Below are 21,131 nucleotides of genomic sequence, written 5' to 3'. Positions count from 1 at the left end.
TCAGCCACGCTCCCTGTCATCGGGGGCGTCCTGGTCCCAGGGGGCGTCGTCCGAGCCCGCCGCGGTGGAGCCGGAGCGCCCGGAGGGCGCCTGCCCGTCGCCGGACTCGGAGCGGTCGTCGCGCCCGTCGCGATCGGGGTGCTCGGCGTCCGGCTCGTCGTCGTGGCGGCGCCTGGCCTGACGCTGCTCGGGGTCCTCGCCCTCGCCGGGCATGGCCTCGAAGCGCTCGCGCTCCTCGGGGGATGCCTCGGCCAGCTCCTCCTTCTCGCGGGAGGTGGTCACCGGGGGCAGGTCCGACTGCGGGCGGCCCTCGGCGGAGATCCACTGCTGCCGCTCGGGCTGGCGGACCAGATCGGCGAAGATCTCGGCGATGTCCGCCTCGAGGAGGGTCTCGCGCTCGAGCAGCTCCAGGGCCAGGCGGTCCAGGATCTCGCGGTTGGCCACCAGGATCTGATGGGCCTCGTTCTGCGCGTTCTCCAGCAGCGCGCGGACCTCGGCGTCGACGATCGCCGCCGTGGCCTCCGAGTAGCCGCGCACCTCCGAGCCGCCGCGGCCCATGAACGGCTGGCTGTCGTCGCCGCCGAGCTTCATGGAGCCCACGCGCGAGCTCATGCCGTACTGCGTGACCATCTTGCGGGCCGTGTCGGTGGCCTTCTGGATGTCGTTGGCCGCGCCCGAGGACGGGTCCTTGAACACGACCTCCTCCGCGGCGCGCCCGCCCATGGCATAGGCCATCTGATCGAGCAGCTCGTGGCGGGTGGTCGAGTACTTGTCGTCCGCCGGCATGACCATGGTGTAGCCCAGGGCCCGGCCGCGCGGCAGGATCGTGATCTTGGTGACCGGATCGGTGTTGCGCAGCGCCGCCGCCACCAGGGCGTGGCCGCCCTCGTGGTAGGCGGTGACCTTGCGCTCGTGCTCCTTCATGAGCCGCGAGTGCTTCTGCGGTCCGGCGATCACGCGGTCGATCGCCTCGTCCACGGCGCGGTCGTCGATCAGCTGGGCGTGCGAGCGCGCGGTGAGCAGCGCGGCCTCGTTCATGACGTTGGCGAGCTCGGCGCCGGTGAAGCCCGGCGTCCGCTTGGCCACCGAGCGCAGGTCGACCGACTCGTGCAGCGGCTTGTCCTGCGCGTGCACGCGCAGGATCTGCTCGCGGCCCTTCATGTCCGGGGCGTCCACGCCGATCTGGCGGTCGAAGCGGCCCGGGCGCAGCAGGGCGGGGTCCAGTACGTCCGGGCGGTTGGTCGCGGCGATCAGGATGACGTTGGTCCCGGCCTCGAAGCCGTCCATCTCCACGAGCAGCTGGTTCAGGGTCTGCTCGCGCTCGTCGTTGCCGCCGCCCATGCCGGCCCCGCGCTGGCGGCCGACGGCGTCGATCTCGTCCACGAAGATGATCGCCGGCGCCGACTCCTTGGCGGTCTGGAACAGGTCGCGGACTCGCGAGGCGCCCACGCCCACGAACATCTCCACGAAGTCCGAGCCGGAGATCGAGAAGAACGGGACGCTGGCCTCCCCCGCCACGGCCTTGGCCAGCAGGGTCTTGCCGGTTCCGGGAGGGCCGTAGAGCAGCACGCCCTTGGGGACCTTGGCGCCCAGGGCGGTGTAGCGATCGCGGTCGACCAGGAACTGCTTGATCTCGTCGAGCTCCTGCACGGCCTCGTCCGCGCCGGCCACGTCCTTGAACGTGACCTGCGGGTTGTCCATATCGAACTTCTTGGCCTTGGAGCGGCCGAACTTCATGACCTGGGAGCCGCCGCCCTGCATGCGGGCGAACACGAACCAGAAGATCGCCAGGATGATCAGGAACGGCAGCAGGAACTGCAGCAGGGACAGGAACCAGTTGGTCTGCACCGGCTGATCGGTGTAGCCCTCGAGCCCGGCGTCGTCGATGGCCTGCACGACCTGCTCGCCGCGCGGCTCGACGTAGAAGAACTCGACGTTGCGCCCGTAGTCGCGTCCGTCCGCGGAGTAGTCCTCCGCCAGCGTCAGCTCGACCTTCTGATCGCCGTCGTAGATCTTGGCCTCGGTGGCCTTGTCGTCCTGCAGCAGCTCCAGGCCCACGTTGGTGTCCACCCGGCTGCCTCCGCCGGAGGTCAGTGTGGACAAGACGGGGATCAGGACGAGCAGAGCCAGCAGGACCCAGATGAAGGGTCCCCTCAGGAAGCTCTTCTTCTTCTTCTCAGTGGCCAAGGCCGTGGGTCCTCTCTTCGCATTTCCCGTCCGCGATGCGTCGCGAGGCCGCCGGACGTGCCGGAGCCTGATGTGCAAGGGTATCGCCCGGTCCGCTCGGCATCGTGCGGCGGACCGGGCGTTCACCCCTCGGCGGACACCCTCAGGAGTAGACGTCCGGGGAGAGCACCGCGATGCATTCCAGGTTGCGGTACTTCTCGTTCCAGTCCAGGCCGTAGCCGACCACGAACTCGTTCGGGATGTGCCACCCGACGTAGCGGACGTCGATCTCGACCTTGGCGGCCTCCGGCTTGCGCAGGAGGGTGCAGATCTCGACCGAGGCGGCGCCCCGGGACTTGAGGTTGGCAAGCAGCCAGGACAGGGTCAGCCCGGAGTCGATGACGTCCTCGACGATCAGGACGTGGCGGTCGGTGAGGTCGGTGTCGAGGTCCTTGAGGATCCGCACCACTCCCGAGGACTTGGTGCCGGAGCCGTAGGACGACACGGCCATCCAGTCCATGGGGTACTGCCCGGCCAGGGCGCGGGACAGATCGGCCATGATCATCACGGCGCCCTTGAGGACGCCCACGAGCAGGACGTCGCTGTCTCCGTAGTCGGCATCGATCTGCGCGGCCAGCTCGGCCACCCGCTGATCGATCTCCTCCTTGGTGTGCAGGACCTCGGTGAGGTCCCCCTGCGCATGCTCGGGCTTCACGGCTCTCCTTGTCCGCCTCCGTGCCGCTGTCGTCGAGGAACGCAGCGGCAGGCCTGTGGCCGGGCCGTCGTGCGGTCGGGGCCGGTGCGGGAGACGCGGAAGCCTGCGGCTGCATGCCGCTCAGCGCGGCAGGAGGACCAGCTCGAGCGTCCCTGCTCGGCCGCCGCCGCAGCTGGGTCGGCGCCTGTACGCGGCCACCCTACCCGCCATCTGCACGGGTCCGGCCTCCCCGTGCCCCGAGGCGAGCTCGTGCAGGGCGGTGAGCCGCTCGTGCGTGGGCCGCTCCCCTCCGGCGCGCATGCAGGCCTGCGCCAGGGCGCGGCGCACCAGCGGCTGCGGCTCGGACTGCAGGACCGCCAGGGACAGGACGACGACGGCCGCCCCGTCGCGCTGCGGCCCGACCTCTGAGCCTCTGTGCGGCGGCTCGTCCGGGACGACGACGGCGCGCTCGAGCACCTCCAGGGACAGCTGCTCGAGCAGCTCGGCATCCGGACCGAGGATGGCTGCGGTGCGGGCCAGGGCCTCGGCCACCCCGGGACCCAGCTGGCGCTCGAGCTCGGGAAGCACCGCGGCCCGGACGCGGGCGCGCAGCATCGTCTCGTCGGCGTTCGCGGGATCGTGCCAGGGCTCGAGCTGCTCGGCCGCGCAGATCGCCTCGGTCTGTCGGCGGCGCAGCTCGAGCAGCGGGCGCAGCACGGGGACGGGGCCGTCGTCGCGCACGCGCGGCATGCCGGACAGCGAGCGCGTCCCGGAGCCGCGGGCCAGCCCGAGCAGCACCGACTCGGCCTGGTCGTCGAGGGTGTGCCCCAGCAGGATCGCTCGGGCGCCGTGGGCGGCGGCGATCTCGTGCAGGGCCGTGTAGCGGGCCGCGCGCGCGGCGGCCTCGGGCCCTCGCCGCGTTCGCGGACCTCGACCGCTCGGATCTCCACGGGATCCAGCCCGAGCTCGCGGGCCTGCTCAGCGGCGCGCTCGGCGACCAGGGCGGAGCCCTCCTGCATGCCGTGATCGATCACCGCGGCCCCCACGCGCAGTCGGCCCCTGCGCGCCCAGTGGGCGGCGGCGGCGGACAGGGCCAGCGAGTCGGGTCCGCCGGACAGGCCCACGAGCAGCAGGCCCGGGGCCTCCGCGCGATCCGGGCTCTGCGCTGCGACTGGGGCCGGCGCGGGCGGGAAGGCGGTCTCGACCGTGCTGAGCACGGCTCGGCGGGCGAGGGCGACGTCCTGCGACAGTCGGCCGCGCCGTCCCCTCTGGGTCAGTTCAGCCCCGCCGCCGACTCGTGGTGGCGGGCCTCCCGCAGGGCGAGCTCGAGCACCTTGGACAGCGTGGGCGTGGTCTCGCCGAGGGCGCTCAGCGCGGATTCGAGCTCGGCGACCGGAACCACCGAGGCCAGGGCGGACACGGCGTTGGACTCGCCGTGGATCCCGGTCTGGATCTGGGTGGTGGTCAGCACCGGCTGGGACTTCTCGACCGTGCTGAGCACCTCTTCGATGTCCGAGGTGCCGGCGCGCTGCTCGAGCATCACCAGGCGCTCGTAGACCGCCGGGTTGCCGATCTTGATGCGGCGCCCGGAGTTCAGCTGCGAGAGCATGGGAGCGGACAGCCCCAGGACCTCCGCGAGGCGGCGCTGGGTGATGCCGTACGCGCCCACGACCGCCCCGAATCGCTCGGAGAGCGGCTGGCCGTACAGCTTGATCTGCTGGTCGATGTTCTCGGTGCTCACTTTTGCAATTATGTCACAGTCAGGTCACGAACGGGACTCGATCGGCCTTCTGAGACCTCAGAAGGCGACCCGATCGACCCACTCCTGCGGGTGGCGGATCTCCCGAGCCGAGGGCAGGTTCTGCGAGCCGAGCCAGACCCGGTTGAAGCCGTCGCGGCCCACGGCCTCCACGACCTCCGTCACGAAGCGTTGGCCCTGCACGTACTGCGCGGCCTTGGCTTCCAGGCCCAGCAGCCGGCGCACGGCCCGGTCCAGGGGCCCGCGCAGATCGGCGCGGCGCTCGAAGCGCCGGCGGATGGTCTTCACCGACGAGACGATCGAGGAGTCCACCCCGTCCATGACCCAGTTGGCGTGGCCCTCGAGCAGGCTCATGACGGCGGTGGTCCGCTCGAGCATCTCCCGCTCCCGCTCATCCAGCGCCGCGCTGAGGGGACCGAGCAGCGAGTCCGGATCCTGCGCCTCCTGCCCGCGGCCACGGCGCATGCGCTTCACGGCGGCCCCGGCCGAGGAGCCCACGGCGGACAGCCTGCGCCCGAAGGCGTCGGCGTCCCCGGACAGCGAGACCGTCAGCTCCCGCATGTCCCGGATCATCTGCTCGCGCAGCCACGGGGCGGCCGCGAACTGGACCCGGTGCGTCTGCTCGTGCAGGCACACCCACAGGCGGAAGTCGTCAGGATCCACGTTCAGCTCCCGCTCGATCTGCAGCACGTTCGGGGCCACGACCATGAGCCGCCCGCCCGGGAAGCGCCGAGCGGCATCCTCCGAGACCATCCCCGCATAGGGGTCGTACTGGCCCAGGACCTTGGTGGACAGGTAGGCCATCAGCCCGCCGGCCTCCGCCGCGGCCGCCCTGGCGGCGACCGACTGGGTCAGCTCGGCGTTCATGCCCCGGTCCAGGCGGTCGGCCCGCGCCCGCCGCAGCTCGCTCAGCGCCGGCTCGAGCAGCAGCTCGAAGGTCGCCGTGTTCGCCCGGGACCAGCCGGCGCGGTCCACGACGACCACCGGGGCGTCATCCAGCCCGCGCGCCGCCGCCAGACCGGAGATCGCGTGGACGTGATCGACCGAGGCCTCGGCGTGCCCGCGGATCGAGGCCACCGCGGTCCGCAGCTGCTCTGGCTCCGGGGTGGGCCCCGGCGGGCGGTGCGCGCCGCGATCCGGGCCGCGCTCGGCCAGTGGATCAGCCCGGAGCGCTGCGTGCTCGACGACGACTCGGAGGTGCTCATGGCGCTATGGGATCACAGGCGCCCGACAGCGCAGGGGGCGGGGGCGGCGCGGCTCAGGAGCCGTCGGCGGCGACGATCGCGTGGATCCGGTCGGCGGCGTCGCGGGCGGCGTCGGTGTCCTCGACGTCGTCGAAGAGGACGACCACCACGGCCGGGCTGCCGTCCGCCCGGATCGTCTGCCCGGACAGCGCCGTGACCACGTTGAGGGTCCCGGTCTTGGCGCGGGTCACACCGCGGGCCTCGGACTCGTCGGGGTCGTCGAAGCGCTCGGCGAGCGTGCCGGTGGCCCCGCCCACGGGGAAGGCCTCGATCATGGGAGCGAACCGCCCCGAATCATCGGCGGCGGCCGTCAGCAGCAGGCGGCCCAGGACGTCGGCGCTCACGCGGTCGTCCATGGTCATCCCGGAGGCGTCGACGATGCGCAGACCGTCCGCTTTGGAGGCCTCCTCCTCCGGCAGCGTCTCGAGCACGGCCTCCCGCGCGGCCTGCTGGGCCCCCTCGATGCTGCCGTCGTGACCGGCCGAGCGTGCCGCCACCCGGCCCAGCGCCTCCGCCAGGCGGTTGTCGGACTCGCCCATCATGCGCCCGGCCTGCTCCTGCACGGTGGCCGACTCCACGCGGCCCAGCTCCGTGACGCCCTCCTGCTGTTCGGACGGCAGCAGCGGGTCCGCGGACGTGTCCTGCTCCCCGGCCGACTCGACGCGGACCTCCTGGCCCACCTGCTCCTCGAGCTGCGAGCCGAGCTCGCGCTCGAAGGCCTCGGCCACCGAGGCGACCGGGTCCTCGTCGTAGACCCCTTCCTTCCCGGGCACCTGGTGGGAGCCGAAGGCCATGGGGCTGATCGGCCCGATCTCCTGGGACTCGATGTCCCCGTCCTCCCATGCGGGGTTCAGGGACGGGCCCGAGAAGATGCTCGTGTCCACCGCCACCCGCACGGGCTTCTCGGGATCCACCTCCCCTGCCATGGCCTGCGCGGTGGACTCGGCGAGATCGGCGATCCCCGCCCGACCCGTGACGGCCTCCGGATCGCCGTCCCCGGGCGCCAGCAGGGTGTCCCCGCCGGCCACGAGGACCACTTCGTTGGGGCTCTGGCCGGCTACTGCGGTCGTGGCCAGGCGCTGGTCCGGACCGGTGTGGGCCAGCAGCGAGAAGTGGGTCAGGATCTTCTGGTTGGATGCCGGCACCAGTGCCTCGGCCTCCCCGTCCGAGAACAGGACGTCGTGCGAGCCGGGATCGATGACCATGACTCCTGCAGACCCCGCGGTGGAGTCCTCGATCGCCGCCCGGATCCCGTCCTCGGTCTGCTGCGACAGATAGCCTCCCGGCTGGTCCTGCCGCGGCGCGGCCGGGTCCGGCACGGTCACATCCGCGCCGGCGTCGTCCTGGCCGCCGAAGGCCCCGGGGACGGAGACGATCAGCGAGGCCGCGATCGCCAGCACCACGAGGGCGGCGATCACCGCGGCGACGGGGGCTGCGGCGTCGGGAGGGGCCGTCCTGGGGCTCGTCGCCGGGCACAGGGCGGTCGCGGCGGATCCTGTGGGGTGCTCACGCCCCCTATTGTGCCGATCCCGCCCGCGCGCCGCCGAGGCGCGACCTGCGCGGCGGGCGCACGGGCCGCTACCCTGAGAGGCGAACGAGTCAGAGAACCCCGACGGAGCACGAGGAGCAGCCATGGAGCTGGACGTCACCATCGAGATCCCCAAGGGATCGCGCGTCAAGTACGAGATCGACCACGAGACGGGGCGCATCCGCCTGGACCGCGTGCTGTTCACGTCGATGGGATACCCGGAGCACTACGGCTACTTCGAGGACACCCTGGGCGAGGACGGCGATCCGCTGGACGCCATGGTCCTGCTCGACGTCGACATCATGCCCGGCGTGATCGTGGAGGCCCGCCCGGTCGCTGTGTTCAACATGAACGACGAGGCCGGCGGCGACGCCAAGATCCTGTGCGTGTCCACGGACAAGCGCTACGACCACATCCAGGGCCTGGACGACATCATGGATTTCAAGCAGAAGGAGATCCAGCACTTCTTCGAGCGCTACAAGGATCTCGAGCCCAACAAGTGGGTCAAGGGCGAGGGCTGGTCCGGCAAGGACGAGGCCGAGCGCCTGGTCCGCGAGGCGCAGGAGCGCTTCGAGGCCTCGCACTACGACTCCGCCGCCGAGGCCGAGCAGAACTGAGCCCATTCGCGCCCAGCGCACAGGCCCCGCCTCCCGTCGCGACGGGAGGCGGGGCCTGTCCTCTTGCTGAGGTAGCCCGACGTCGGCCGTCGTCGCCCCTTGTGCTGTCGGTGCGCTGTGGTTGCATGAACCCGTGATGAGCCGATCGGATGAGGTCCCCCAGCGGGTGCCCTACGTGCTCGAGCACCAGGGCACCACGGTCGTGCTCGGCGAGCCGCTGCACCTGGCGGAGATCGATCGCATGCTCCAGCGGATGCACGTCCAGACCGCCACGACCGTCTCGGCCACCGGCGGCATGAACCTGGAGGGCGTCCTGCTCAACAGCGTGAGGGCGGACCTGCCCCTGCACCGCTTCTGGGAGACCCTGCACCTCGCCGCGTTCGACGACGACTCCGTCGACTGGCGCGACCAGGACGCGGACGTCCTGGTGCCCGAGCCCCCGCAGTGGCTGCGAGAGGCCCGGTGCTGGGAGTACGACCCCATCGCCCCGCTCATGGGCGGCTCGGCGCAGGACCCCCAGATGCCGCACTCCGGCGGGTGGGTGGCTCGACCCTCGTTCGGGGGGCTGGACTCCGCCCGCCACGGCGGTGCGGTGGGGCTGTTCCAGCTCATGGACCGGGAGAGCTTCTGGGTGCTCGCCGGACAGGACGCCCTGATCGAGATCGTGGAGCTGGCCAGGGACCTGCAGCGCTACCGGCGCGGCTTCCCGCAGATGCGCGTGTGCTTCGACGAGACCGAGCGCATCGGCTCCCTGTGCCTGCCCCTGATCTGCCGGGAGGTGCTGGAGGACGAGCTGATCGCCCGCTCGATCGACATCGAGCCGCGGTTCTGGCCCCCCGGCGACGATTGAGCCGGTAGACCCGACCGCGCCACCGGCTCAGCCGGCCGGCTCGGAGATGAAGCCCTCGGAGACCATCCAGTCGAAGGCCACGTCGACCGGCTCGCGGCCCTCCACGTCCACCTGGGCGTTGAGCTCCTGCAGCGTCTCGTTGTCGAGCTCGGCCATGATGCTGTCCATGACCTCTGCCAGCTCCGGGGACTCCGCGAGCGTCTGCTCGTCGTAGACCGCCGAGCCGTTGTAGGCCGGGAAGTACTTCCGGTCGTCCTCGAGAACGGTGAGATCCAGCGAGAGGATTCGACCGTCGGTGGCGAACACCTCGCCCACGTTGCAGTCGCCGTGGTCCGTGGCCGTGTAGATCGCCCCGGTGTCGTAGAGGCCGATGTTGCCCTCGGGCATCTGGTCGCTGTCCCGTGCCAGGTCATAGTGCTCGAGCAGGGGATTCAGCCCGTCCGGACGGGAGTTGAACTCGGCCTCCACGCACAGCGTCCGGTCCTCGACGGGCAGGCTGCGCAGGTCGGAGATCGTCGTGAGCCCGTGCTCCTGCGCGAACTCCGAGCGCACCGCCAGGGCGTACGTGTTGTTGAACTCGGCCGGCGGGCCCCAGATCAGTTCGTTGCTCCGGTCCTCGTCGGCCACGGCCTGCCACTGCTCCTGGGGATCGGGGATCCCCTCCTCATGGCCCATGTAGGTGATCCAGGCGGTGCCGGTGTACTCGACGGTGAGATCGCCCTCGCCCTCCACCATCATGCGGCGCACCGGCTGCGAGCCCGGCACATTGGTCTGGTCGGTGACCTGGTACCCGGCGGCCTCCGCGGCCAGGACCAGGATCTTGCCCAGAATGAGCTGCTCGGTGAAGTTCTTGGAGACCACCGTGACCGGGACATCCTCGGCGCCTTCGACCGGGGTGATGGAGCCCTCCTCGAACTGCGGGACGTAGGAGGCCGACGGGGACAGACCACAGCCGGACAGAGCCAGGGCGGCCGCCGCGGCCAGCGATGCCGCGGACAGGGCCCGACGGCGACGCGGCGAGCGGAGCCCGGCTCGCGTCCTCGATCCGCTGGTGGCGGTCGTGCTGGGGGTCATGGTCATCCTGGCCTCCGTGCTCCGATTCTGGTGCTGCTTGCTGACATCGCCCACGGCGGCCTCACAGCCCCCGGGGACGGGCGATGTGCTCGACCACCCGTCCCAGCCAGTCGATGGCCAGCGCCAGCAGCGAGACGAGCACCGATCCAGTGATCAGGACTCGTGGCAGGTCCAGGTTCACACCGGTCGTGATCGCCACGCCCAGGCCGCCGGCGCTGACAAAGGTGGCGAGGGTGGCTGTGCCGACCACCAGCACGAGCGCGGTCCGGATGCCGGCGAGCATCAGCGGCACCGCCAGCGGCAGCTCGATGCGCCACAGTACGGACAGCGCAGACATGCCCATCCCGCGACCCGCCTCGACCAGCGTCTGATCGACGGAGTCGAGCCCGACCATGGTGTTGCGCAGCACCGGCAGCACCGCGTAGACCACGAGCGCCACGATCGCGGCGGTGGAGCCGAAGCCCATCCACATGGCGAACAGCACGATCAGGCCCACCGCCGGGGCGGCCTGGCCGATATTGGCGATCGCCATGATCGCTCCGGTCCAGCGCCGCATGGGCCCGCGGGTCAGCAGGATGCCCAGCGGGATCGCGATCACGAGCACGACGACGGTGGCAATCGCGGTGAGCCGCAGATGCTCCAGGGTCGCGTTCAGCAGCGGTCCCGGTGCGAGCGTGACCAGCTCGGTCTCCGTGAGATCCGCCTGGCTCAGCCACAGGATCAGCACGCCCAGGGCCGCCAGCAGCACGACCGGGTAGATGATCAGCGAGCGCAGCCGGCCCCGGTCGGCCTGGATCCCGGAGGCGCTGCCCAGATCTGCCGCGGCCGTCATCGTCGGGCCTCCTCCGGCTCGGCCGCGCTCGAGCCGCCATCCGGGTCCTCCTCGGTGGTGACCCGGATCTCGCCGGTGTCGTCGTCGCGCGAGACGCGGATGTCGGCGTCGTTCGAGCCCACGGGGGCCGCTCCCGAGCCGGTCGCGGTGCGCTGGGACTGCAGCGACTCCATGACCGCGTCCAGGTCGACGACGCCCTCGAAGCGCCCGCGGGCGCCGACCACCAGGCCCGCGCCCACCCGGGAGACGAGCATGGTGTTCAGTGCGTCCTCGAGGGTTGCGTCCTCGCCCACGATCGGCAGGTCCGGATCCAGGCGGCTGGGCAGCTGCTGAGCCCGGCTCAGCTGCTCGAGCGACGGCCAGGCCAGCGGGCGCCCGGAGCCGTCCACGATCACCACGTGCTCGTGGCCCGCGCTGCCGGCGCGCTCGAGAGCTCTCTGCACGGAGTCCTCGGGGGTCAGCGTCACGGCCTCGCGGCGCGGCATGTCCCGCACGCGCGACAGCCCCAGCGCCTTGAGACCGGCGCCGCGGCCCACGAAGTCGGCCACGAAGTCGTTGGCGGGCTCGGCCAGGATCCGCTCGGGGCGGTCGTACTGCTGGATGTGCGCACCCTCGTCGAACACGACCACCCAGTCGCCGAGCTTCACGGCCTCGTCGATGTCATGGGTGACGATCACGATCGTCTTGCGCAGCTCCCGCTGGATGGAGATCATCTCCTCCTGCAGACGAGCGCGCGTGATCGGATCGACCGCGCCGAACGGCTCGTCCATGAGCAGCACGGGCGGATCCGCGGCCAGGGCCCTGGCCACGCCCACGCGCTGCTGCTGCCCGCCGGAGAGCTGTTTGGGGTAGCGGTCCCGGTACAGCGCCGGGTCCAGGGAGACCAGATCGAGCAGCTCGTCCACGCGCTCGGCCACCCGCTGCTTGTCCCACCCCAGCATCTTGGGGACCAGTCCGATGTTCGCGGCCACAGTCATGTGCGGGAACAGGCCGCCGGCCTGGATGACGTAGCCCATGCGCCGACGCAGCTCATCGCCGTTCATGGTCGTGACGTCCTCGCCGTCGATCACGATCCGGCCCTGGCTGGGCTCGATCAGGCGGTTGATCATCTTCAGCGTCGTGGTCTTGCCGCAGCCGGACGGGCCCACGAACATCACGGTCGAGCCTGCCGGGATCTCGAGGGTCAGGTGGTCGACCGCCGGCTTGGCGCGCGAGCCGTACTGCTTGGTCACGCCGTCGAGCAGGATCGGGACGCCGGTGACCTCGGAGCGGGCTTCGGGGGCGGTGTTCTGGGCGGAGCTGCGCGGATCAGACACGGAGACCTCTCGAGGTGGTCAGGCGCCCCAGCAGGGCGAGGAGGAGATCGAGGATGAAGGCCACGACGATCACGGCGATGACGCCGGTGAGCACCGAGGCCAGAGCGTTGGCTCCGCCCAGCCGGGAGAGCCCTGAGAAGATGAAGCCGCCCAGGCCGGGGCCCAGGACCCAGGCCGCGATCGCGGCGACGCCCATGACCATCTGACCCGAGACGCGCATTCCGGTGAGGATGACCGGCCAGGCCATGGGCAGCTCGACGCGCAGCAGGGTGGACAGCCGGCTCATGCCGATGCCGCGGGCGGATTCCACGACGGTGTCCGGGACGCCGGCCAGGCCCACGACCGCGTTGCGCAGGATCGGCAGCGCGGCGTAGAAGGTGATCACGACGATGGCCGGGGCGATGCCGAAGCCCAGCGGGGCGACCAGCAGACCGATCAGGGCGAACGAGGGGATGGTCAGACCGATCGCGGTGACGCTGTTGGCCAGCTCGGACAGGCGCTGGGAGCGGTAGCACAGCAGCGCGATCGCGACGGCCAGCACGGTGGCCAGCGCCAGGCACTGGATCACCAGCCACAGGTGCTGCCAGCTGGCGAACAGGATCACCTGCCAGCGCTCAGCGAGATAGTCGGACACGGGTCGGTCCCTCCGGAGACTGGGAGCTGCCGGGGCGGAACCGGCAGATGGGCTGGGCCCCTCTGACCCGTTCACCATAGGCGGGTGAATGCTCATCTGCGCGGATTGGCTCATCAGCGCACTGACCTGTGATCCACATCTCAGAGCTTCGGGTACGATGCTGCGGCCGCCGGGCGCCCCGGCCCGCGCACCGTCTCCCGCCGCACCCGGCAGCGTGATCGCCGGACCCGGCATGCAGGCCGGCCTGGCCCCGCTGGCCTGGCGCGACGGCCGCGGCCCGGCGGTGATCAGCGCGAGATCGATGAGCGCACGGCTCGGCTCGGCGGCCCCCGGCGCCCCGAGACCGCCATGCGGGATGTCCTGGCCCGCCTGCTGCCGGAGCTGGCGCTTCCGGCGGTCGAGCCGTCGAGCTGATCCGGCCGCCGCGGGCGAGCGGCAGCGCCAGCGCAGCGGCTCGCCCGGAGCCCGGGCTGCGGCTCAGCCCTGCGGCAGCAGGGAGCGCAGGATGCGGGCGGCGCCGTCCTGGTACACGCTCGTGGTGACCTCCCGCGCCGCCTCCACGACCTCGTCCGGGGCCTGGCCCATGGCCACTCCGCGGGCCGCCCACTCGAGCATCTCGATGTCGTTGTGCCCGTCGCCGATCGCGACCGTGTGGGCGGGATCGACGTCCAGGCGGCGACGAACCTGCTCCAGCGCGCTGGCCTTGGAGACGCCGTTGGCCGCCACATCCAGCCATGAGGTCCAGCCCACGGAGTAGGCCACGCCGTGCAGGCCCGAGCGGTCGATGGCCTCGGCGAAGTCCTCCGGCTCCTCTGCAGAGCTGCTGACCACGAGCCGCACGGCGTCGAGCTCGGCGAGCCCGCGCATGTCCGTGGGGATCGCCTCGATGCCGAAGGACCCGTCCTGGAAGCGCTCGGTCGAGTAGAAGCTGCCGTCGGCGGTCTCGATCGCGTACTTGGCCGCGGGCAGGACCTCCCGCAGCGCCTGCAGCGCCTTCTCGGGGTTGAAGGTCACCGCGTCGATCACGCGGTACCAGTCCTCGTGCTCGCTCGACAGGTGCATGGTGATGCCCCCGTTGGAGGACACGGCGTAGCCGGACTCCAGCCCGAGCTTCTCGCACACGGGCAGAGTGGCTCCGCGCGAGCGCCCGGTGGCGATCACCAGATGGTGCCCCGCTGCGGCCGCGGCGCGCGCCGAGTCCAGCACCGCCTGCGACATGCGTCCGTCGTGATCCACGAGCGTGCCGTCCACGTCCAGGCACACGAGGTAGCGCACGCCCTCCTGCAGCTGCCAGTCGCTGCCGACCGGCTCGCGGTCGGGCTCGGGGAACGGCGCCGTCCCGTGATCCGGGGCGTGGGGCGGATCCTGCTGAGGGTCCTGGGGCTGGGGAAGGGTGCCATCGGCGTCGTGCGGCTTGTCGTGAGCCCGATCGTCGGTGTCGGGGCGCTGCGTCTGAGTCATCCCCCGAGCCTGCCACAGCACGACGGCGGGCCGCCGTGGCCGACACCACGACGACCCGCCGTTTCACGGGACGTTCACCCAGCAGGCGCCTGAGGGGCTCAGCGCACCTGGATGACCTCCTGGCCGCGCATGTACGGGCGCAGCGGCTCCGGGATCACGACGGAGCCGTCGGCCTGCTGGTGCGTCTCCAGGATCGCCACGAGCCAGCGCGTGGTGGCCAGCGTGCCGTTGAGGGTGGCGACCATCTGCGTCCCGCCCTTCTTGGCCTTCCCGTCGGCCGTCGTGGTGTCGGCCAGGCGCTCACGGATGTTGAGGCGACGGGCCTGGTAGGTGGTGCAGTTCGAGGTCGAGGACAGCTCGCGGTAGCGGCCCTGGGTGGGGATCCAGGCCTCGCAGTCGAACTTGCGCGCAGCGGAGGTGCCGAGATCGCCTGCGGCGGTGTCGATCACCCGGTAGGACAGCCCGCAGGCCTGCAGCATCTGCTCCTCCCACTCGAGCAGGCGGGCGTGCTCCGCCTCGGCCTGATCCTGGGTGCAGTAGACGAACATCTCCAGCTTGTTGAACTGGTGGACGCGGATGATGCCGCGGGTGTCCTTGCCCGCCGAGCCGGCCTCCCGGCGGTAGCAGGTCGACCATCCGGCATAGCGCAGCGGGCCGTCGGACAGGTCGATGATCTCATCGGCGTGGTAGCCGGCGATCGCGACCTCGGAGGTGCCGACCAGGTAGAGGTCGTCCTTCTCGAGGCGGTAGATCTCGTCGTCGTGCTCGACGTCGAAGCCGGTGCCGGCCATGATCTCCGGGCGCACCAGGGTGGGGGTGGTCAGCGCGATGAAGTCGTTGTCCATGGCCAGGTCCTGGCCCATGCGCAGCAGCGCGGTCTCCAGACGCGCGATGTCGCGCTTGAGGAAGTAGAAGCGCGAGCCGCCGACCTTGGCGCCGCGGGCCATGTCGAGCCCGTCCACGAGCTCGCCGATCTCCAGGTGATCCCGCGCCTCGAAGCCCTCGGCTGCGAAGTCCCGGGGCTGACCCACGTGCTTGAGCACCGTGAAATCGTCCTCGCCGCCGGCCGGGATGCCGTCGATGATCAGGTTCGGCAGGGCCTTGAGCAGCTCGTCGATCGTGGTCTGGGCGGCATCGGCGCGGGAGTCGGCGTCCTTGACGCGCTCGGCGAGCTCCTTGACCTCGGCCAGCAGGCGCTGCTTGTCCTCGCCCTGGGCCTGTGCCACCTGCTTGCCGAAGCTCTTCTGCTCGGCGCGCAGCGTCTCGTACTCGGTGATGGCCGAGCGGCGGGCGGAGTCCGCCTCCAGCACGCGGTCCACCACGGACTCGTCGGCGCCGCGGGCGGCCTGCGAGGCGCGGAACTTGTCGGGATTCTCGCGGAGCATGTTGATATCGATCACCCGGCCAGGGTAGCGGAGCCGGTCATCCCCGGCTCGCTGTCATGCGGGCGCGCTACGGTGGTCGTTTGCGGGCGATCCCGGGCTGCTGCGCAGCCCCGACCCGCCTCCCCGCCGAAGCCTCAGGAGCCGATCCGTGTCCGAAACCCTGGACCAGCCTCACGTCCAGCACGTGGCAGTCGTCGTCAACCCCATCAAGGCCGGGGCGCACGATGCCATCAACCACACCACGCTGGCCTGCCGCAAGGCGGGATGGCCGCAGCCGCGGTTTTTCGAGACCCGGGCCGATGACCCCGGCACGTCCATGACCCGTGAGGCCCTCGAATGGGGCGCCGATGTGGTGCTGGCCGCCGGCGGCGACGGCACTGTGCGCACCGTGGCCGAGGTCTTGGCCGGCACCGGGACGCCGCTGGGGCTGATCCCCATGGGCACCGGCAACCTTCTGGCCCGCAACCTGGGCGCCCACCTGAATGACATCCACCACTCCGTGGATATCGCGCTGTTCGGGGAGGACAAGGCCCTCGACATGGTCGCCTTCCGCACCGAATCGGACGACGGAACCATGGACGAGAAGCTGCTGTGCGTCATGGGCGGGGTCGGGTTCGACGCCGAGATCATGGAGCACACGAGCGACCGCCTCAAGAAGAGGATCGGATGGATGGCCTACGGCGAGGCAGGGATGCGCCGGGTGCTCATGTCCCCGGCGTGGGCGCGCTTCAGCCTGGACGACGGCCCCTGGCAGTCGCGGCGCGTGCGCTCGATCATGGCCGCGAACTGCGGGACCCTGACCGGCGGGCTCGTGCTCGTCCCCGGCGCCAAGCTGGACGACGGCAAGATGGATGTGGTGGTGATCGCCCCGCGCCACCTGCTCGGCTGGGCGCGGCTGGCCGGCAAGGTGATCACCCAGCACCGCCATCCGCTGCCCGAGCTCGATCACTACGAGTGCCGGAAGGTGCGCGCCGAGTTCGCCGAGCCGACCAGCGGCGAGCTCGACGGCGACTCCGTGGGCCATGTGGTGGCCTTCGAGGCCGAGACCCTTCCCGCGGCTCTGAAGCTGCGGGTTCCGCCCACCATGGTGCGCGAGTCCCTGGATCTGATCGACGACGACACCCAGGCTCGCCACCCCGAGCATGAGCCTGCGATCCAGGCGGACTTCCACCGCCGCCGCAGCGCCGACGACGAGCGCTGAGCCTTCCGCAGAACGCCGGGGCGGGCTACAGGAGACCGGCCAGGCCGTAGACGGCCGCGGCGATCAGGAAGCCGACCACCGCGATGATCGTCTCCAGCACCGTCCAGGTCCTGAAGGTCGTGCGCACGTCCATCTCCAGGAAGCGGCCCACGAGCCAGAAGCCGGAGTCGTTGACGTGGGACAGCGCCACGGAGCCGGCGGCCACCGCGACCACGAGCGCTGCGACCTGCAGCCCGCCGAGTTCGGCGGCCATCACCGCGGGCGCGATGAGGCCCGCGGCGGTCGTCAGCGCGACGGTCGCGGAGCCCTGGGCCACGCGCATGATCACGGCGATGATGAACCCGGCCAGGATGATCGGGATGCCGAGGTCGGTGAGGACGTCGGCCAGGGCGTCGCCGATGCCCGAGCTGCGCAGCACGCCGCCGAACATGCCGCCGGCCCCCGTGATGAGGATGACCGAGCAGACGGGGCCCAGAGCCGATTCGAAGGTCTTCTCGATCGCGCTGCCGCTGACGCCGCGCGCCTTGCCCACGAGCAGGGCCGCCACCAGCAGGGAGATCGTCAGCGCCACCGGGGTGGCACCCAGGGAGACCAGCAGCTGGAACCAGGCCTGCTCCCCCACGCCCTCGGGGATGGCCCCGGACTTCAGCAGGGTGGACAGCCCCGTGTTGAGGAAGATCAGCAGCATGGGCAGCAGGAGGATGAGGACCACGGTCCCCGTCTTCGGCGGGTTCTGCACCGCCTCGGCCTCACCCAGGATGCTGGGCACGGGCAGATCGATCCGCCGTCCCATGACCTTGCTGAAGAGGTACGACGACAGGTACCAGGCCGGAAGCGCAGCCACCAGGCCCACGAGCAGGACCAGGCCGACGTTCGCCTCGAAGAACGTGGAGGCGGTGACCGGCCCCGGATGCGGCGGCAGGAACACGTGCATCACGGAGAACGCGCCGACCGACGGCAGCGCGTAGAGCAGCACGGAGCCGCCGAGTCGTCGGGCCACGGCGAAGACCACGGGCAGCATGACGACCAGGCCGGCGTCGAAGAAGATCGGGAAGCCGAACAGCAGGGAGGCCACTCCCAGCGCCAGCGGGGCCCGCTTCTCGCCGAAGATCGAGATCAGCTTCTTGGCCAGCACCTGGGCACCGCCGGAGGTCTCGAGCAGCCGTCCGAGCATGGCGCCCAGGCCCACCAGCAGCGCCACGCTGGCCAGCGTGCCGCCGAAGCCGTCAAGCATCACGGGCACGACCGCGCCGAATGGGATGCCCGCGGCGACCGCCGTGAGGAAGCTGATGATGATCAGCGCCACGAAGGCGTGCATCTTCAGCTTGATGATCAGCACCAGCAGGGCGGCGATCGCCGCGGCGGCGATCAGCAGCAGCGGACCTGCGGTGAGGGTCTGCTCCCAGCCCTCGAGCTCCTCGACCATGTCTCGGCTCCTTGCGTGTGTCGGGGCGCTCGTCATCGAGCACCGAAGGGCTCAGCGTATCCGCCTGCCGGCCGATGGAAGGGAGTCGGCTCAGCGCCCTTCGCGCAGCTGCTGGACCCAGTCCCTCGCCTGGCGGAAGGCTCCGTCCGTGTGCCGGCCCTCGACCTCCGTCACGCCCTGCTCCGCCCTGGGGTACGAGCCCAGGAACCGGGTGGTCGGACAGATCCGCCGCAGGCCCACCACGGCCTCCGAGACCCGCTCGTCCAGGATGTGACCGTCCAGATCGACCGAGAAGAAGTAGTCCCCCAGCGAGGCGCCGGTGGGCCGGGACTCGATGCGCGAGAGGTTCACCCCGCGGGTGGAGAACTGCTCCAGGATCTCCAGCAGGGCGCCGGCGCGGTCGCTCCACAGAGGGATGACGAGCGTGGTGCGATCCGAGCCCGTGCGCTCCGGCAGCTGCTCGCCCGGCTCGGCCACCTGCACGAAGCGGGTGACGGCGGCCCGGTTGTCCCCGATGTCATCGGCCAGCACGGTCAGCTCGGGATGGGCCGCGAGGATCGCCGGGGAGCAGATCGCGGCGTCATAGCCCGCGGACTCCCCCGAGGCCAGCAGCCCCAGGGCGCCGGCCGCGGTGGACGATGCCGGAATGTATTCCACCTCCGGCATGTTCTCTTGCACCCAGCCTCTGACCTGGGCCCACGCATGCGAGTGCGTGGCCACGGCCCGGACCTGGGCCAGCTCCATGGGCCTCAGCGCCACGAGCGCGAAGCGGATCGGCACGAGCATCTCCGCGCAGATCCGCAGCTCGGTGCCCTCGGCGAGCGCATCCAGCGTGGCGGTCACGCCGCCCTCGACGGAGTTCTCGATCGGCACGACCGCCGAGGCGGCCCGCCCGTCGCGCACCGCCGCCAGGGCCGCGGGGACCGAGGCGACCGGGAGGTGATGAGCGGGATCCGGCTCGATCTGCCGCAGCGCCGATTCGGTGAAGGTCCCGGCGGGACCCAGGAACGCGATGCTCATGGTCTCCGGGGCGTCACTTCACCGAGGGGGTGTCGTCGGTCTCCGAGACCATGGGCTTCTCGGCATCCGCCCATGCGCCCATGCCGCCGAGCACGTTGATCGGATCGAAGCCGCTCTGTGCCAGGAAGGCCGTGGCCTTCAGGGACCGGCCGCCGGAGCGGCAGATCACATAGACGTCCTCGTCCATGGGGACCTCGCCGTAGCGGGCCGAGAGCTCGCCCAGCGGGATGTGCTGCGCACCCTCGATGTGCCCGGCCTCCCACTCGAAGTCCTCGCGGACGTCGAGGACCTTGGCGTCCTCGGGAACCTCGGTGACATCGGCGCTGGGCAGGTTGTCCACGTTGTCCATGGCGATCCTCCAGTTCATCTCGGCGCCCGGGGCCGATCCCCTGCGGCGCGGTGGCTCGCGGGGCCGCGCACGGCCCCGTCGTCGTCCCCTCACCCTAATCGGGGTCCCCGACGACACTGCGGCCCCCGCCCGGCACGAGCCGGGCGGGGGCCGCTGCGAGGGCCGAGGGGATCAGGCCTTCGGCGTGTGCACCAGCTTGATGTTGGCAAACTCGCGCATGCCCCAGGGGCCGAGCTCGCGGCCCACGCCGGAGCGCTTCACGCCGCCGAAGGGCAGGTCCGGGGCGGTCTCGGCCTGGCCGTTGACGTAGACCATGCCGGACTCGATCTGCCGGGCGACCTCGGTGGCCTGCTCGACGTCGGAGCCGAAGACGATGCCGCCCAGCCCGAACGAGGAGTCGTTGGCCAGCTCGATCGCGGCGTTGGCGTCCGGGACCTTGTAGACCACGCCGATCGGGCCGAAGAGCTCCTCGGAGTACGCGCGCATGTCCGGGGTGACGCCGGTGAGGACGGTGGCCTCGATCCAGGCGCCGTCGCGGTCCGGGACCGTGCCGCCGGCCTCGACCTTGGCGCCCTTGTCCACGGCGTCCTTCAGCTGCTCGGCGAGCTCGTCCCGGTGCGAGGTGGTGACCAGCGGGCCCAGGAAGAAGCCCTCGTCCTGCGGATCGCCGAGCTCGATCTCCGACACCCGGCGGGCGAAGGCCTCCACGAAGGCGTCGTAGGCCTCCTCCACCACGATGAAGCGCTTGGAGTTCGTGCAGGCCTGGCCGTTGTTGCTCACTCGGGCGAACACGGCCTCCTTGGCCACGCGGTCGATGTCCTTGTCGTCCAGGACGACGAAGGCATCGGAGCCGCCCAGCTCGAGCACGACCTTCTTGAGATTCGCGCCCGCGGTCGCGGCCACCGACTTGCCCGCCCGCTCGGAGCCGGTCACGGAGACGCCGTGGATGACCGGCGACGGGATGACGATCTCGGAGATCTGCTCATTCGAGGCGAAGACGTTCTGGTAGACGCCCTCCGGGAACCCGGCCTCCCGCATGAGGTCCTCCTGGACCTGGGCGGACTCGGGGACCATGGCCGCGTGCTTGAGCAGGATCGTGTTGCCCAGCATCAGGTTCGGCGCCGCCAGGCGGGCCACCTGGTAGTGCGGGTAGTTCCACGGCATGATGCCCAGGATCGTGCCCGTGGGCTGCAGCTCCACGCTGGCGGTGCCGCCGGTGCTGGCCTGGTACTCCTCGGGCTTCGTGAACGACTCCGCATTCTCGGCGTAGTAGTCGTAGATGCTCGCCACGAGCTCCATCTCCGCCATGCCCTGGCTCAGCGGCTTGCCCATCTCGCGGGCCTGGGTCGAGGCCAGGTCCCGGCTGCGGCTGCGGTAGAGCGAGGCCAGCGCGGCCATGGTCTCCGCACGCTCACGCATGGGGGTCTCTCGCCAGGCCTGCTGCGCCGCATGGGCGCGGTCGAGCATCTGGCGGATCTGATCGTCGGTGTGCGCCTCGAACTCGCGCACCTTCTGGTTGTTGGCCGGATTCACTACGGCGTAATCAGTCATGGGTTCAACGTAGGGAGCGGTCTG

Annotated in this window: 19 protein-coding genes and 1 pseudogene; 3 read left to right on the top strand and 17 right to left on the bottom strand. The window is 71.0% G+C overall.

Annotation, left to right across the window (positions count from 1 at the left end; genetic code table 11):
• The 7 genes and pseudogenes from ftsH to OVA15_RS12210 all read right to left on the bottom strand — a co-directional run bounded on the left by ftsH (position 1) and on the right by OVA15_RS12210 (position 7,281).
• A complete protein-coding gene (ftsH, locus tag OVA15_RS12240) occupies positions 1-2,187 on the bottom strand; it encodes an ATP-dependent zinc metalloprotease FtsH (RefSeq protein WP_268145266.1) in 2,187 nt (728 codons plus the stop codon).
• A gap of 142 nt (positions 2,188-2,329) precedes the next feature.
• Positions 2,330-2,881: a hypoxanthine phosphoribosyltransferase gene (gene hpt / locus OVA15_RS12235; protein ID WP_268145264.1), complete on the bottom strand. Its 552-nt coding sequence runs from the start codon at positions 2,879-2,881 to the stop codon at positions 2,330-2,332.
• A gap of 120 nt (positions 2,882-3,001) precedes the next feature.
• On the bottom strand, positions 3,002-3,724 hold the full coding sequence (locus OVA15_RS12230; RefSeq protein WP_268145726.1) for an ATP-binding protein: 723 nt from the start codon (positions 3,722-3,724) through the stop codon (positions 3,002-3,004).
• 116 nt (positions 3,725-3,840) lie between these two features.
• Positions 3,841-3,984, bottom strand: a pseudogene (locus tag OVA15_RS12225) (ATP-binding protein); the annotation flags it as partial.
• 149 nt (positions 3,985-4,133) lie between these two features.
• The gene (locus tag OVA15_RS12220) at positions 4,134-4,601 is read right to left on the bottom strand and encodes a hypothetical protein (RefSeq protein WP_006213606.1); all 468 of its coding nucleotides are present in this window, start codon (positions 4,599-4,601) and stop codon (positions 4,134-4,136) included.
• Between the two features lie 57 nt (positions 4,602-4,658).
• Entirely contained in the window at positions 4,659-5,696 is a 1,038-nt protein-coding gene (locus OVA15_RS12215) for a zinc-dependent metalloprotease (protein WP_268145262.1), read from the bottom strand.
• 181 nt (positions 5,697-5,877) lie between these two features.
• On the bottom strand, positions 5,878-7,281 hold the full coding sequence (locus tag OVA15_RS12210; RefSeq protein ID WP_268145260.1) for a D-alanyl-D-alanine carboxypeptidase: 1,404 nt from the start codon (positions 7,279-7,281) through the stop codon (positions 5,878-5,880).
• Between the two features lie 214 nt (positions 7,282-7,495).
• On the opposite strand from OVA15_RS12210, the gene OVA15_RS12205 reads away from it, so the two are divergent.
• Together OVA15_RS12205 and OVA15_RS12200 are read left to right on the top strand one after the other, a co-directional pair.
• Positions 7,496-8,008, top strand: a complete 513-nt coding sequence (locus OVA15_RS12205; RefSeq protein WP_006213610.1) for an inorganic diphosphatase — start codon at positions 7,496-7,498, stop codon at positions 8,006-8,008.
• Positions 8,009-8,144: 136 nt separating this feature from the next.
• On the top strand, positions 8,145-8,858 hold the full coding sequence (locus OVA15_RS12200) for a hypothetical protein (protein WP_268145258.1): 714 nt from the start codon (positions 8,145-8,147) through the stop codon (positions 8,856-8,858).
• A 27-nt stretch (positions 8,859-8,885) separates the two neighbouring features.
• On the opposite strand, the gene OVA15_RS12195 is transcribed toward OVA15_RS12200, so the two are convergent.
• From OVA15_RS12195 to serS, 6 genes are all read right to left on the bottom strand, one after another.
• Positions 8,886-9,932 carry a glycine betaine ABC transporter substrate-binding protein gene (locus tag OVA15_RS12195; RefSeq protein ID WP_268145256.1) on the bottom strand — a complete coding sequence of 349 codons (1,047 nt, stop codon included), beginning with the start codon at positions 9,930-9,932 and terminating at the stop codon, positions 8,886-8,888.
• A gap of 61 nt (positions 9,933-9,993) precedes the next feature.
• Positions 9,994-10,764 (bottom strand): ABC transporter permease, encoded by a 771-nt coding sequence (locus tag OVA15_RS12190; protein WP_058872118.1) that lies wholly within the window; start codon positions 10,762-10,764, stop codon positions 9,994-9,996.
• Positions 10,761-12,080, bottom strand: a complete 1,320-nt coding sequence (locus OVA15_RS12185; RefSeq protein ID WP_268145253.1) for an ATP-binding cassette domain-containing protein — start codon at positions 12,078-12,080, stop codon at positions 10,761-10,763. The genes OVA15_RS12190 and OVA15_RS12185 overlap by 4 nt, the downstream gene beginning before the upstream one ends.
• Positions 12,073-12,714: an ABC transporter permease gene (locus tag OVA15_RS12180; RefSeq protein ID WP_024289221.1), complete on the bottom strand. Its 642-nt coding sequence runs from the start codon at positions 12,712-12,714 to the stop codon at positions 12,073-12,075. The genes OVA15_RS12185 and OVA15_RS12180 overlap by 8 nt, the downstream gene beginning before the upstream one ends.
• A gap of 477 nt (positions 12,715-13,191) precedes the next feature.
• Positions 13,192-14,175 (bottom strand): Cof-type HAD-IIB family hydrolase, encoded by a 984-nt coding sequence (locus OVA15_RS12175; protein ID WP_006213621.1) that lies wholly within the window; start codon positions 14,173-14,175, stop codon positions 13,192-13,194.
• Between the two features lie 98 nt (positions 14,176-14,273).
• The gene (serS, locus tag OVA15_RS12170; protein ID WP_251715200.1) at positions 14,274-15,575 is read right to left on the bottom strand and encodes a serine--tRNA ligase; all 1,302 of its coding nucleotides are present in this window, start codon (positions 15,573-15,575) and stop codon (positions 14,274-14,276) included.
• 133 nt (positions 15,576-15,708) lie between these two features.
• On the opposite strand from serS, the gene OVA15_RS12165 reads away from it, so the two are divergent.
• The gene (locus OVA15_RS12165) at positions 15,709-16,761 is read left to right on the top strand and encodes a diacylglycerol/lipid kinase family protein (RefSeq protein ID WP_058872115.1); all 1,053 of its coding nucleotides are present in this window, start codon (positions 15,709-15,711) and stop codon (positions 16,759-16,761) included.
• Positions 16,762-16,786: 25 nt separating this feature from the next.
• On the opposite strand, the gene OVA15_RS12160 is transcribed toward OVA15_RS12165, so the two are convergent.
• The 4 genes from OVA15_RS12160 to OVA15_RS12145 all read right to left on the bottom strand — a co-directional run bounded on the left by OVA15_RS12160 (position 16,787) and on the right by OVA15_RS12145 (position 21,107).
• Positions 16,787-18,187 (bottom strand): GntP family permease, encoded by a 1,401-nt coding sequence (locus tag OVA15_RS12160; protein WP_268145247.1) that lies wholly within the window; start codon positions 18,185-18,187, stop codon positions 16,787-16,789.
• A gap of 90 nt (positions 18,188-18,277) precedes the next feature.
• Positions 18,278-19,207, bottom strand: coding sequence for a prephenate dehydratase (gene pheA, locus OVA15_RS12155; RefSeq protein WP_006213625.1), 930 nt, complete (start codon positions 19,205-19,207; stop codon positions 18,278-18,280).
• Positions 19,208-19,220: 13 nt separating this feature from the next.
• The gene (locus tag OVA15_RS12150) at positions 19,221-19,556 is read right to left on the bottom strand and encodes a rhodanese-like domain-containing protein (RefSeq protein WP_053446809.1); all 336 of its coding nucleotides are present in this window, start codon (positions 19,554-19,556) and stop codon (positions 19,221-19,223) included.
• Between the two features lie 171 nt (positions 19,557-19,727).
• The gene (locus OVA15_RS12145; RefSeq protein ID WP_268145243.1) at positions 19,728-21,107 is read right to left on the bottom strand and encodes an NAD-dependent succinate-semialdehyde dehydrogenase; all 1,380 of its coding nucleotides are present in this window, start codon (positions 21,105-21,107) and stop codon (positions 19,728-19,730) included.
• Positions 21,108-21,131: the final 24 nt, after the last annotated feature.

The sequence above is a fragment of the Kocuria sp. SL71 genome (genome assembly GCF_026672465.1).
GTDB lineage: Bacteria > Actinomycetota > Actinomycetes > Actinomycetales > Micrococcaceae > Kocuria > Kocuria palustris.
The sequence above is the reverse complement of the archived record's forward strand: the minus strand, read 5'-3'. Positions and strand labels throughout refer to the sequence as shown.

What these genes read in the sequence shown, in the direction of transcription:
- OVA15_RS12205 (WP_006213610.1), top strand. Translation starts at nt 7,496, where the DNA reads ATGGAGCTGGACGTCACCATCGAGATCCCCAAGGGATCGCGCGTCAAG.
- OVA15_RS12200 (WP_268145258.1), top strand. Translation starts at nt 8,145, where the DNA reads ATGAGCCGATCGGATGAGGTCCCCCAGCGGGTGCCCTACGTGCTCGAG.
- OVA15_RS12195 (WP_268145256.1), bottom strand. Translation starts at nt 9,932, where the DNA reads ATGACCCCCAGCACGACCGCCACCAGCGGATCGAGGACGCGAGCCGGG.
- OVA15_RS12190 (WP_058872118.1), bottom strand. Translation starts at nt 10,764, where the DNA reads ATGACGGCCGCGGCAGATCTGGGCAGCGCCTCCGGGATCCAGGCCGAC.
- OVA15_RS12175 (WP_006213621.1), bottom strand. Translation starts at nt 14,175, where the DNA reads ATGACTCAGACGCAGCGCCCCGACACCGACGATCGGGCTCACGACAAG.
- OVA15_RS12160 (WP_268145247.1), bottom strand. Translation starts at nt 18,187, where the DNA reads ATGGTCGAGGAGCTCGAGGGCTGGGAGCAGACCCTCACCGCAGGTCCG.
- pheA (WP_006213625.1), bottom strand. Translation starts at nt 19,207, where the DNA reads ATGAGCATCGCGTTCCTGGGTCCCGCCGGGACCTTCACCGAATCGGCG.
- OVA15_RS12150 (WP_053446809.1), bottom strand. Translation starts at nt 19,556, where the DNA reads ATGGACAACGTGGACAACCTGCCCAGCGCCGATGTCACCGAGGTTCCC.
- OVA15_RS12145 (WP_268145243.1), bottom strand. Translation starts at nt 21,107, where the DNA reads ATGACTGATTACGCCGTAGTGAATCCGGCCAACAACCAGAAGGTGCGC.